The sequence below is a fragment of the Candidatus Desulfosporosinus nitrosoreducens genome (assembly GCF_030954495.1).
In the GTDB taxonomy this organism is placed as follows: domain Bacteria; phylum Bacillota; class Desulfitobacteriia; order Desulfitobacteriales; family Desulfitobacteriaceae; genus Desulfosporosinus; species Desulfosporosinus nitrosoreducens.
The window spans coordinates 45,408-58,009 of record NZ_JAVHUW010000024.1; the positions used below are offsets into that span (position 1 = coordinate 45,408).

Below are 12,602 nucleotides of genomic sequence, written 5' to 3' on the forward strand. Positions count from 1 at the left end.
AAAGGGGAGTAACGCCTAATGAATACCCTGGACGAAACAATTAGTCAGCGCCCATTGGAAGAAGTTCTGCCTGAGTCCTATTTAGGCTATTCCAAACATGTAATTTTACAGAGAGCTGTGCCGGATGTTCGCGACGGGCTTAAACCGGTGCACCGCAGAATTCTCTATTCGATGGATGAAATAGGAATGTCGCCGGACAAGCCCTACAGTAAATCAGCCCGTTTGGTCGGAGATTGCATGGGGAAATATCACCCTCACGGCGACTCGTCAATCTATGATTCCGCAGTGCGCATGGCGCAGCCCTGGGCCACACGCTATCCCTTGGTCGACGGGCAAGGAAATTTTGGTTCAATTGATGGCGACAACGCGGCCGCCATGCGTTATACAGAAATGAAAATGACTCCCTTAGCCCAGCTGATGACTCAGGACCTGGATAAAAACACAGTTCTTTTCAAAGCCAACTACGATCAACGGCTGAAAGAACCTGTCGTTCTGCCCAGCCCTTTCCCCAACCTTTTAATCAATGGAGGCTCAGGGATTGCCGTTGGCATGATGTCGAACATTCCGCCGCATAACTTGCGCGAAGTTGTTGCCGGAGTTATCCTGCAAATCGACCATCCTGAAACAACGCTTGCAGACCTGATGGGAAAAGTTAAAGGACCCGACTTTCCCACAGGCGGTTTGATTATCGGCAGTGAGGGAATTGTCAGCGCCTATAAAACAGGCCGCGGAAAAGTGACAATGCGTGGCAAAGCGGTGATTGAGCAAGGTAAAAACGGCAAAAATTTAATCCTAATTACCGAAATTCCTTATCAAGTCAATAAGTCAACCTTGGCGGCGAAAATCGAGGCTCTTGCTGATTCCGGGAAGATCGGCGGCATCAGTGAAGTTCGCGATGAATCAGACCGCGAAGGAATCAGACTTGTGGTTGAATGCCGCAAAGAAGTAAATCCTCTGGATGTCTTGCGTCTTCTTTATAAGTACACTCAGATGGAAGAGACCTTTGGCATCATCAACCTTGTGATAACGGCTGACGGAACGCCCAAGGTTTTGGGTCTCAAAGAAATTAACGCGGCGTTTATCGAACATCGCAAAATAGTGGTCACCAAACGGACAGAGTTTGATTTGGAAAAGGCTCGCCATAAGATCCATTTGTTGGAGGGCTTGGTGATTGCCATAAATCATCTCGATGAAGTGATTGCGCTGATCCGTTCCAGTAAAACACCGGCACTGGCCAAAGCAGCGCTGATTACCCGGTTTGAATTCTCAGAAGTTCAGGCCCAAGCTATCCTCGATATGAAGCTTCAGACCCTGACAAATTATGAGCTTGCAGGAATACGCTCCGAGCATGCGGCGACCTTGCAACTTATTGCGGAATTAGAAAGCATCCTGGCCGACGTGTCTAAGGTCTATCAAATTATTAAAAACGAACTGAAAGAGATTGCCGAGAAGTATGGAGACGAACGCCGTACCCATATCTTACCCGAAGAGATGCGGGAGGAGCTTGACTTAAGTTCTTTTGAGGAAGCCGAGCACCCCTTTGAAATTCTGCTGACCAAACAAGGGTATATTAAACGCATTCCCTTAGCACTTAAGAGAAGCAAAACAATTCCTTCCCTCGCTTTTAAAGATGGTGACAGTATAGCGGCCAGAATCCCGGCCACGGATCGGGAAACCCTCTATTTCTTTACTCAGTCCGGCAATTTTTACAGCATAAAAGTTAAAACAGTTCCTGAAGCAGGCCCTAAAGAGAAAGGCGGACCTCTGAATAATTTACTTCAACTGCCCGCACAGGAAACCGTTATTTCTATTGTGGCTCTAAAAGAGACGACAGATCAGAATTACTTTGTTTTTGTGACTAAAGACGGATTAGTGATGAGGAGCCCGGTCAGCGATTTTGTCAACGCGCGCAATAATGAAGGTATGGGCATCAAAGCAGGAGATGCTTTAGTAAAAGTAATTTTAAATAGCGATCAAGAGGAGCTGTTTCTGGCAACTTATAAAGGTCAGGCGATTCGTTACCCGCTGACAGATATTAATCCTATGGGCCGTAAAGCGCGCGGCATTAAAGGGATCGCTCTCAATGAGGATGACCGGGTCGTCGCTGCCTTAGTATTGACAACGTCAGCGGAAGTTCCTCAAGGTGATTTGGTTACGCTTAGCGAACGAGGGTTTCTGAAGCGGACGTCTTTTGAAGAATTTAAGCCCCAAGGCCGGGCCGGTAAGGGGATAATGATTGCTAAAGTAAATGCAGAGGAGATCGGTTTCCTGGTTAGTATCGTTCAAGCCAAGGAAGAAGATGTACTCTGCGTTCTTCAAGCAGACGGGAACGTTACAAAAGTGGAGATGAAAAATCTCAAAACCGAGCCCCGAACTAAAGCCGGGACTCAATGGGTACCGGTTTTGCAGAACAATTACACGATAGGAGTTTATTAGCTAACAGCTTTTAACTTTTCTGGCCAAAGAACATTGAATAACTAAGTTGCAGGAGCAACATACTATGGACAAAATCTCGGATAACGGGGGGATAAAACAAATGGAAATTTCCGATGTTACAGTTGACGGCTCAGGCTATGATCGGGAGTATAATTTTAATAACTACGCTTTAACTCTCGTCTTCCATAACAGCGGCAATGAAAAGGTTGTAAGAGCCAATTTAAGGTATTATCCCTCAAGCCGTGAATGGGATCTCAATCCTATTTTCTATGAGTATTCCGAAGAAGAAAAGAAGGAGTTAATTGCTCAAATTATTCGCAATGAGAATTTTAAAACCGTCTTTGCAGAACAAGCCAGCACTTTAATGGGGTAAGCAGGAGAATTAAAAGGGAGTACCAACAGAGGGAGTATGGATTCGGATACTTTTCTGTTGGTCTCCCATTTTTGCTGTTTAGCTTTACAATTCTTTAAGGTTCAAGGTCAAGCGAGGTCTCCTTTAAGCGCTATAGGAACATTAAATCATCGCTATCGGTTTGTGAAGTTTAATTTGTGAAGTTTAAATAAAAGGATTTTGCGGATAGTTGGCGAATAAACTTAAGTTTTCTAAATTCAAGTAGAGGATTGGTGCTTTTTGACGCAAGATAACGAGGACTTAGCTTTCAATCCGTCAGGCTTAGGGACTTCAAACCGCTATTTAGCCCCCAAACCATGGACTCACTGGAAAGCCGGATTAATTTGGCTTAAAGAAAACATCCTTTTATCCGTCTTAACAACTCTGACGCTTTTAGGGAAATTTATTTTGTTCCTGGGGCTTGTCAATAATGACAATGCCGCAACCTTCGACTTTACCAAGGCCTTCTTCAGTTTTAGCTCACCCCCGCCGCTCCTGGTTTATGCTGCTATGATTCTGGTTCCCGTCAGCCTGGGCTTCTTATGTCAAGGACGCAGGCGCTTCTGGTTTCTGCTGCTCTGCAATCTTTTGATAACTCTGCTGCTGATCGCCGATTTAATGTATTATCGCGGCTTTAACAGTTTTATCTCTCCCTATGTTTTAAGCCAAACCACAAATTTGGATAATTTGTCAAGCAGTATTATTTCCATGTTGCGCCCCATTGATTTATTAATGATCTCTGACCTGACAGTGTTTTTAATCCTGGGGCTGATTGGGAAATCTTATTCCCGCCAAGCTTTCCGCAGCCCAGCTATCTTTTTAATGACTGTAGTGCTTGCAATATCTTATATTTATTATCAACACGTCCGGCTTGATCTCCACGGAAAAGGCGAACAAATGCTATTCAGAGTTTCCTGGTCCCCCAATCAGACGATGTCTAATCTTTCCCCTTTAGGATATCATGTCTTTGATCTTTACAATTATTATGAAAACCAACAGGTTAAGAAGGTCAGCCCGGAGCAAAGTGCGGAAATAAAAGAGTGGTTTCAGCAAAAACAAGAAAATCTGCCGCCCAATCAGTTTGCCGGGCTATTTAAGGGCCAGAATCTAATTGTAATCCAAGTGGAATCGCTGGAGAATTTTGTACTTAACCAGAAAATCAACGGTCAAGTGATTACGCCCAACATCAACAAACTTTTAGCCAACAGTCTCTATTTTTCTAATTTCTACGAACAAGTTAATAATGGTACGAGCTCGGATGCCGATCTCATGACGAACACCTCCGTTTATCCCATCCGAACAGGCGCTACTTTTTTCCGGTTTCCCAACAACACCTATAATTCCCTGCCAAAAATGTTGGCGGAGAAAAAGTATACGACAATGGCCATTCATCCCGATAAAGGGGCCTATTGGAATTGGATGCCTGCCTTGAAAGCCATAGGCTTTCAACAGACAATTGATGTTACCCATTTTAACCAGGATGAGAAAATTGGCCTGGGGATCAGTGATGGGAGTTATTTGAAACAAATCGGGCCGATGATCGAACAGGAAGAAAAAGCAAAGCAGCCTTTCTATAATTTTATCGTCACCTTGACGAGCCATAACCCTTTCGACTTACCGCTGCAATATCGTAAACTCAACTTAAGTGAAGAAATGAACCAATCAAAACTGGGCGGCTACTTTCAAAGCATTCACTATACGGACGAACAACTCGGCTATTTTTTTAATACTCTTGATCAGAACGGAGTGTTGAACAATTCCGTTGTGGTTATTTACGGTGATCACACAGGCGTCCACAAATATTATAATGACGAAGTTAAGCAGGTCCAGCCTCAAGAAAAATGGTGGCTGGATGACAGTAAGCGTATCCCTTTGATCATTTTTCACAAAGGAATGACAGGGCAGCACTTTACGCTCACCGGGGGACAAATTGATACCTTGCCTACGTTAGCTTACCTGATGGGAATAGATGAAAGCACCTATGCCAATACCGCTTTTGGACGAAATCTTCTCAATACCAAAAAGGATTTTGCGGTTTTGGCTAACAAGCAGTACATCGGGCAAGCTGCCGGTCAAAGCGAGAAAGACCGTGAAATTATGGGGATCGATTTAGCCAATCTTGTCATTGAAAGAAATTACTTCAAGGATCAAGGGTACAAATGAGCAGGACTTTGTGAATTTTCGACGAAATGACATGAAGTAACCGGATTAAGATAAGGAATGGTGATTCACTTGGCAGAAAAGCAACGTGTGATTCAAGAATACGTTCCTGGAAAACAGGTCACGATGGCCCACATTATTCCCAATCCTCAGGGTGACATTCACGAACGTTTGGGGATCTCAGCGGCAGGTGCGATTGGGATTATGACGATTACTCCCAGCGAGGCCGCTATTATTGCGGCCGATGCCGCAAGTAAAGCTGGGGATATTGAAGTGGGTTTTTTAGATCGTTTTACCGGCTCCTTAGTTATTACCGGGGATGTCGCCAGTGTTGAAGCGGCTCTGCATGCTGCCGTTAATACCCTTGTGACTATTCTTGGATTTTCAGCGACCGAAGTGACCAGAAGCTGATGGGGAGAATCTTGCTTATCGGCGGCGTTGGAGCGGGGAAGACTTCCTTAAAACAAATGCTTATGAACGAAGCGGTCAACTATCGAAAAACGCAAATGCTTAATTTTTCCCAAACCTTTATTGATTGTCCGGGAGAATATCTGGAGATCCCCCGCTATTATCATGTATTGATTGACGCCAGTCATCAAGTAACGGAAATATGGGCTCTTCAAGATGCCACGAAACAGAGAACGTTTTATCCGCCAAAGTTTTCCAAGGTGTTTAATAAACCGGTCATCGGTGTGATTACCAAGACAGACTTACCTAAATCCAGTCTGGAGCAGGCAATGTCTTATTTGACTTACGCAGGAATTAAAGAGCCTTTTTATCCTATATCGATTATCACCGGAGAAGGGATTGAGCCTTTGCGTCAGCGCTTGGAGGGGTTGAATGAGCGGTGAAATCATTAAAAGGTTATGCTCCGGGTACACGAATTTAACCGAAGCGGATGTTCAGATCCTGGAAACATTGGCTTCGCAAATCCCCTACATGGCCGAACTGACCGGAACGGATGTTTTTATTGACGCTATGTTAAAAGACGGAGCCGATGGTGTAGTACTGGCCTGGGCCCGCCCTAAAGGCCGCTCTCTTTATGAACGCAGCGTTGTCGGCGAATTAGCCTTTGCCACAAGTGAACCCGCTGTTTACCGAACATTTCGCACAGGTATAACCAGCCGTAATGTTCGCGGAGTCAGCCAGGAAGGAGTGCCCATAGCCCAGACCGTTGTCGCCATTCGCAATCTAACGGATGATATCATCGGCACGTTGATCATGGAACGGGATATTTCCGAGGAATTGCGCCAAGAGGAACAAGTAGAGTTTTTAACTCAAACGGCTGAACGCTTAAGCAACACTTTGATGCAGCTTTCAGCTACGGGTTCCCAATTTGAAGACTGGGTTGAAAACGGGATCTTTATTTTAAATAAATACTGCAAGATTACATATGCCAATAAAAGAGCGGCTCAAGTCTACAAGGATTATCAGGGTTTTGAAGCTTTTGGCCATGATTTTCCGCTTACTATGCTTCAGTGCTCTTCCTGCGGGGAACTTTTAAGTTCCCTTAAAAAGCCGGTTGAATTCCGGATTTTAAATAAGAGTTTTTACTTTCAGGCTTATCCTTTAGTTACTTTCGGGGAATTGAGCGGGTGTGTAATTTCCTTTCGCGATATTACCGACCTGCGAAAAAAAGAGCAGGAACTTCACGCCCAAAGTACTATTATTCGAGAAATTCACCATCGGGTTAAAAATAATCTCCAGACGGTTGCCGCCTTGCTTCGCCTTCAAATGCGGCGTTCAGATCTGGAGATTGTTAAAGCTGAGTTTTCCGCAAGTATTAATCGTATCAGTTCTATTGCCGCGGTACACGATGTTTTTGCTTATCAGGATACCGATTCCATTGATTTAAAAGAACTCTGCCAAAGAATATTAAAAGGCTTGCTGGATGCCGCCACGCTGCCGGAACAAAACGTGGCAACCCGAATTGAAGGGCCTGCCATACTGTTGCCGAGCTCTCAGGCGGTACCGTTGGCTCTAGTAATTAATGAACTACTCACCAATAGTTTGAAGCATGGCGTTCAATTTTCTCCCCAAGGCTTGCTGGCGCTGACAATTAGTCAAGCCGATGACTGGGTTTATCTTTCTGTCCAAGACAACGGACCAGAACCCCGCGTTTCCTTAAAGCAAAGCCGTCGGCGCTTAGGTTTGCAAATCGTAGAATCTCTGGTTCAAGGACAATTAGGAGGGAAGTACAGTATGGAGCGTGTTGAAGGGATGACCCGCGTCACCGTATGTTTTCCAAGCGTTTATTTGGGGAGATCATCATGAGCTGTCTTTCCATTTTAATAGCCGATGATGAAGCCTTAATCCGCCTTGATCTCAAAGAAATGCTCCAGGGGGCGGGACATGTGGTTTGCGGCGAGGCCAGCACCGGTTTGCAGGCCATTGAACTTGCCAAATCCATGACTCCTGATTTAGCGATTCTCGATGTTATGATGCCGGGGCTGGATGGCCTCGATACGGCTATGGCTTTACACAGTATGAATATACCTGTATTGCTGCTCACTGCTTACAGTCAGCCCAAGTTTATCAAAAGAGCGGAAAAAGTCAGTGTCTATGGTTATTTGGTCAAGCCCATCGCTGAGCATACTTTGCTGCCTGCCGTTCAAATTGCTTATGCCCGCTGGCGTGAAATGCAGGACGTGCGTCTCAAATTGCAAAATACCCAGCATGAATTGCAGAGTCAAAAGCTCATTGCCCGGGCACGAGCGATTCTCTCTGCACGAGAAGGGGTAAATGTCTATGAAGCTCATCAATTGTTGATTCGCGAAGCCATGAATCAGCGCATCTCCGTCGTAAAGCTTGCGGCTAAAATTGTCAATGAAGGCTTATAAGAAAACTATTGTAATGTCGTGAATTATAGTATATACTACTACTAATATTTGAGCATCTAAACAATATTTCTTCACGATGAAGGGAACTTGGGCATAGAGGCCCTACATTGAACCGGGTATACCGGTTTGAATGTAGGGCCTTATTGATTTGGCAAGGAAGGAATCTGCCCGCAAGCGGACAGAAGAGCAAGCAGTATTGACTGAATAATATCAATAGACATAATATTCGGATAAATAAGCAGGAATTTTTAGGTTAATGGTGAAGTATTATTTACAAAGTAATAATGGCAAGAGCGCCCTTTATCTCAAACGGGATTAACCGGTTGGGATAAAGGGCTTGCGTTTTTGGGGAAACAACAGGTATGCTTACAAATTTACAGCGCTGTTCAATTTTAAAATACTAAAAATTATCAGAGTTAAGCGGGGGGTGATTTGTTTTATTAAAGATTTAAAAAGAGAGGAGTGAAGCAGATTTACATTAGTTACTTTGCGTTATTGGTTATTTTGTAGAAAAAGAGCATTACTTTTTGCTGAATTCATAAATTACGGACTAAGGAGTGAGTTATTTGGCCACTAAATCGTCACGTGAGGAGATCATGAAGCGAGACGCTGCCCGCCTGAAAGAACTGGGCTATAAACAAGAATTGGCTCGTTCCATGAGTGGTTTTACCAATTTTGCCATTTCATTTACAATTATTTCAGTATTGGCAGGAACTTTGACTTTATTCGGTTTTGGCCTTAGCGTAGCCGGGCCCTCAGCGCTTACTTATGGCTGGCCAATCGTGAGTATTTTTGCAATTGCCGTAGCTGCTTCCATGGCGGAGATTGCTTCGGCTTACCCTACTGCGGGCGGACTTTATTATTGGGCTTCCAAATTAGGAGGAGCGGGCTGGGGCTGGTTCACGGCCTGGTTTAATCTTATAGGACAAATTGCCGTGACTGCGGGAATTGATTATGGCTTGGCCATGTTTGTGGATGCTTTGTTAAATCAATATGTTCCTGTCATCCCTGCTGAAGGCCAGGCAGGTTCCGTTGCCACTTTAATAATTTACGCCGTCATTCTGATAGCTCAGGCTTTTATCAATTCCAGAGGAATTAATTTAGTGTCCGCCCTGAATAATATTAGCGCCTGGTGGCATATCTGCGGAGTTATACTTATTGTGGGGGTTTTATTATTCTTTGCCCCGCATCACGCAAATCCATTAAGCTTTATGTACAATACTCAATTTACTGCTACCGGTTTTCCTTATTGGTATGGCTTTTTGCTGGGGCTATTGGTAGCTTCCTATACCTTTACCGGTTATGACGCTTCCGCTCACGTTTCGGAAGAGACCGAGGGTTCGGAACTTAGCGCACCCCGTGGAATTTTGATGTCTGTGGTGGTATCGGCGATAGCCGGTTACCTGCTCATTATTGGCTTTTTAGTTGCCATGCCCGATCTCCAGGATACTCTCGGTTCTACAAATGCCGTACTTTATATTCTGACTACACGCCTGGGAGGGACCCTCGGAACATTAATGTTTTTAATTGCTATAGTAGCTCAGTTTTTCTGTGGCACGGCTTCAATAACCTCTAATTCCAGGATGATTTTTGCCTTTGCCCGGGATGGCGGCATGCCTTATTCTAAACGCTGGTACAAACTAAGCGATCGTCATGTTCCCTTAAACGCTTTATATTTATCTATTTCTTCCGCCTTTATCCTCGCCTTGCCCGCTTTATTCAGCACAGTAGTTTATTCAGCCGTGACGTCTATTGCTGTTATTGGGCTCTATATTGCTTACGTCACTCCGGTATTCCTGAAAAATATCCATAAGGAACGCTTTACAAGCGGCCCCTGGACTCTCGGGGCCTGGAGCCCAATTATTGGCTGGACGGCAATCCTCTGGACAGTTTTTGGCGGAATCCTTTTTATGCTGCCTGTGTCCTTCCCGATAACCGTCAGTAATTTTAATTTCACGGGTGTGGTTTTGTTAATCGTCTGGGTTTTACTTATCCCTTGGTATTTACTCAGCGTACGCCATTGGTTTAGAGGACCAAAATCAGCATTTGATGATTTAGGGGATCTTGATGCCGATACTGTTAAAGTTGGCAGCCAGGTTTCTTTATAACAAACTCTCGCAAAAATAATTTTAAATTAAAGGAATAATCAAATTTATGCCGAAATAGTTCATCAATATAGTTATAACCAGGATTTAAAAATTCGCGTTAGGTTGTTTACAAAGTAATAGCGGGCAATAAGGCCCTTCATCTCCTCCGGTTAGCCGTGAAAGATGAAGGGTTCTATTTAATTTATTCATTCGAATTGTATTAGAGAAGGGATGTGAATTTATGAATCTCAAGACACGCCTTTTTGGTCAGACGTTTGCTTTCCGAGACATCAAAGAAGTTTTGGCTAAAGCGAATGAGATTAAATCAGGAGATGTCCTTGCCGGGATTGCAGCAGCTGACGCTGCGGAGCGAATCGCAGCCAAAAGGGTTTTGTCGGAGCTAACTTTAGAGGATCTAAGAACAAACCCGGTCATACCTTTAGAGATTGACGAAGTTTCACGGATTATCGATTCTGAAATCAATGAGCCGGTTTATCGCTCCATCAAGAATTGGAGCGTTGCCGAATTGCGGGAATTTATTTTGCAAACTGAAACGAAAGGTTCCGACCTGAAGCGAATCAGCCGCGGCCTGAGCTCGGAAATGGTTGCCGCCGCTGCTAAATTGATGAGTAATCTGGACTTGTTGCTCGGAGCTCGAAAAATCAACAACCTTGCGCATTGTAATACGACAATCGGCCATGATGGCTGTTTAGCCTCCCGACTTCAACCCAATCATCCGACAGATGGCGTTGAAGGCATTTTAGCAAGTGTATGTGAAGGACTATCTTACGGTGTTGGGGATGCCGTGATAGGGCTTAATCCTGTTGACGATTCTTTGCCGGCTACGATACGCAGTCTGGAAAGTCTCTATCAGTTTGTTCAGGAGTGGAATATTCCCACCCAAATATGTGTTTTAGCACACATCTCCACCCAGATAAAAGCTCTGCGCAAGGGGGCGCCCGTTCATTTACTGTTCCAATCCATAGCCGGTTCTGAACTGGGGAATAAGGCTTTCGGGATTGATCTTGAGCTGCTCGATGAAGCCTATGCCCTTGGATTGAAAGAAGGCCAAGCAACAGGTCCCAACATAATGTACTTTGAAACAGGACAGGGTTCGGAGCTTTCGTCTGAGGCTCACCACGGTGCCGACCAGGTGACTCTGGAGGCACGTTGCTATGGCTTTGCCCGACATTTTCATCCTTTTTTAGTGAATACCGTAGTTGGGTTTATTGGCCCGGAATACCTTTATGATACGCGTCAAGTAACCCGGGCAGGTTTGGAAGATCACTTTATGGGAAAATTAATGGGCTTGCCCATGGGCGTTGACGCTTGTTATACCAATCACATGAAAGCGGATCAGAATGACATAGAAAATCTGGCAACGCTGCTAACCGCCGCCGGTTGTACTTATTTTATGGGCATTCCCATGGGGGATGATGTCATGTTGAACTATCAAACGACCAGTTATCATGACATTGCCACACTCAGAGAGTTATTCAACCTCCGCCCACTGCCTGATTTTGAAGCTTGGGCAGAGTCTATAGGAATCCTTTCCCAGGGCAAGTTGACAGCCCGTGCCGGAGATGCTTCAATTTTCACGAAGTGAGGAGGGAGAAGCTATGAGTTTGGAAGACAATATTCGCTTAATTGTCGAGGAGCTGCTTCAAGAATTAGCTCAAGAGAAACGACATTCTTTAAACACTGCTCCTCAAGGAAGCAATCCGGACTTTGAAGAGCATCAGCCGACGGATTTAGCCCAAGTTGATTTACAGCGCTATTTACAAGTTCCTGATCCTAACAATGCTTCATTTTATGAAAGTATGAAACTCTCTACACCAGCGCGTATTGGGGTCTGGCGCTGCGGGCCTCGGCCTTTAACGGATACACTGCTTCGCTTTCGGGCAGATCATGCGGTAGCTCAGGACTCTGTCATGGGAGAAGTTGCAGACGATTTTCCGGCTAAGTACCATATGGTCACTGTTCAGAGTCTTTGCCAATCTAAAGATGAATTTTTAACCCGGCCGGATTTAGGCAGGAAGCTGGATGTTAAAAGCCTGGAAGTTCTTCGCCGGGAATGTCCTAGGGGTGCTACGGTTCAGATTATTGTTTCTGATGGCCTCTCCAGCAAAGCGCTGGAAGCCAACATCCCCAATTTACTTCCCGCTTTGATCCAAGGGCTTGAAGGCATGGGGGTCAAGCTTGGAACCACTATATTTGTGCGCAGTGGCCGTGTCGCTGTGATGGATGTAATTGGCGAAGAACTGAAACCGGAGGTTGCCGTCATCCTTATCGGCGAGCGGCCGGGCTTAGGTACGGCAGAGAGCATGAGCGCCTATATTGGTTATCAGCCAAGGCAAGGCATGGTAGAAAGTGAACGTACCGTTGTCAGCAATATCCATAAGGGGGGAACTCCCGCCGTAGAAGCCGGAGCACACCTGGCAAGTTTGATCAAACGGATTCTTGACAGGAAACTATCCGGTGTGAAACTCGAAGAAACAGCGAGTTATTAAAAGCAGCATTATTTTGGATAATACTTTCCAAGTTGTGCAAAGAAAGGAGACTAAAAAATGGCTACAAGAGATGATCTCGTTGCCTTAGGCATGGTCGAAACCCGGGGAGTCGTCGGGGCTATTGAAGCGGCCGATGCCATGGTCAAAGCAGCGAATGTAACCTTAATCGGCAAAGTCA

11 protein-coding genes are annotated in these 12,602 nt (G+C 45.0%); all 11 read left to right on the plus strand.

Annotation, left to right across the window (positions count from 1 at the left end):
• Positions 1-18: 18 nt before the first annotated feature.
• Complete coding sequence (gene gyrA, locus REC12_RS02285; RefSeq protein WP_308892074.1) at positions 19-2,436, plus strand: DNA gyrase subunit A; 2,418 nt, start codon at positions 19-21, stop codon at positions 2,434-2,436.
• A 64-nt stretch (positions 2,437-2,500) separates the two neighbouring features.
• Complete coding sequence (locus REC12_RS02290) at positions 2,501-2,809, plus strand: hypothetical protein (protein ID WP_308892075.1); 309 nt, start codon at positions 2,501-2,503, stop codon at positions 2,807-2,809.
• Between the two features lie 258 nt (positions 2,810-3,067).
• Positions 3,068-4,990 carry an LTA synthase family protein gene (locus REC12_RS02295; RefSeq protein WP_308892077.1) on the plus strand — a complete coding sequence of 641 codons (1,923 nt, stop codon included), beginning with the start codon at positions 3,068-3,070 and terminating at the stop codon, positions 4,988-4,990.
• A gap of 57 nt (positions 4,991-5,047) precedes the next feature.
• The gene (gene eutS / locus REC12_RS02300; protein ID WP_308892079.1) at positions 5,048-5,398 is read left to right on the plus strand and encodes an ethanolamine utilization microcompartment protein EutS; all 351 of its coding nucleotides are present in this window, start codon (positions 5,048-5,050) and stop codon (positions 5,396-5,398) included.
• Positions 5,398-5,838 (plus strand): EutP/PduV family microcompartment system protein, encoded by a 441-nt coding sequence (locus tag REC12_RS02305; RefSeq protein WP_308892081.1) that lies wholly within the window; start codon positions 5,398-5,400, stop codon positions 5,836-5,838. Before eutS ends, REC12_RS02305 begins: the two co-directional genes overlap by 1 nt.
• A complete protein-coding gene (locus tag REC12_RS02310) occupies positions 5,828-7,261 on the plus strand; it encodes a sensor histidine kinase (protein ID WP_308892082.1) in 1,434 nt (477 codons plus the stop codon). The genes REC12_RS02305 and REC12_RS02310 overlap by 11 nt, the downstream gene beginning before the upstream one ends.
• The gene (locus tag REC12_RS02315; protein WP_308892084.1) at positions 7,258-7,827 is read left to right on the plus strand and encodes an ANTAR domain-containing response regulator; all 570 of its coding nucleotides are present in this window, start codon (positions 7,258-7,260) and stop codon (positions 7,825-7,827) included. The genes REC12_RS02310 and REC12_RS02315 overlap by 4 nt, the downstream gene beginning before the upstream one ends.
• Before the next feature lie 566 nt (positions 7,828-8,393).
• On the plus strand, positions 8,394-9,935 hold the full coding sequence (locus tag REC12_RS02320) for an amino acid permease (RefSeq protein WP_308892086.1): 1,542 nt from the start codon (positions 8,394-8,396) through the stop codon (positions 9,933-9,935).
• Positions 9,936-10,155: 220 nt separating this feature from the next.
• On the plus strand, positions 10,156-11,520 hold the full coding sequence (locus REC12_RS02325; RefSeq protein WP_308892088.1) for an ethanolamine ammonia-lyase subunit EutB: 1,365 nt from the start codon (positions 10,156-10,158) through the stop codon (positions 11,518-11,520).
• Positions 11,521-11,533: 13 nt separating this feature from the next.
• The gene (gene eutC, locus REC12_RS02330) at positions 11,534-12,424 is read left to right on the plus strand and encodes an ethanolamine ammonia-lyase subunit EutC (RefSeq protein WP_308892089.1); all 891 of its coding nucleotides are present in this window, start codon (positions 11,534-11,536) and stop codon (positions 12,422-12,424) included.
• A 57-nt stretch (positions 12,425-12,481) separates the two neighbouring features.
• On the plus strand, positions 12,482-12,602 hold a 121-nt coding region (locus REC12_RS02335; RefSeq protein ID WP_308892094.1), incomplete at its 3' end, for a BMC domain-containing protein.

Coding starts and splice junctions, on each gene's coding strand:
- gyrA (WP_308892074.1), top strand. CDS start 19: ATGAATACCCTGGACGAAACAATTAGTCAGCGCCCATTGGAAGAAGTT.
- REC12_RS02290 (WP_308892075.1), top strand. CDS start 2,501: ATGGACAAAATCTCGGATAACGGGGGGATAAAACAAATGGAAATTTCC.
- eutS (WP_308892079.1), top strand. CDS start 5,048: ATGGTGATTCACTTGGCAGAAAAGCAACGTGTGATTCAAGAATACGTT.
- REC12_RS02305 (WP_308892081.1), top strand. CDS start 5,398: ATGGGGAGAATCTTGCTTATCGGCGGCGTTGGAGCGGGGAAGACTTCC.
- REC12_RS02310 (WP_308892082.1), top strand. CDS start 5,828: ATGAGCGGTGAAATCATTAAAAGGTTATGCTCCGGGTACACGAATTTA.
- REC12_RS02315 (WP_308892084.1), top strand. CDS start 7,258: ATGAGCTGTCTTTCCATTTTAATAGCCGATGATGAAGCCTTAATCCGC.
- REC12_RS02325 (WP_308892088.1), top strand. CDS start 10,156: ATGAATCTCAAGACACGCCTTTTTGGTCAGACGTTTGCTTTCCGAGAC.
- eutC (WP_308892089.1), top strand. CDS start 11,534: ATGAGTTTGGAAGACAATATTCGCTTAATTGTCGAGGAGCTGCTTCAA.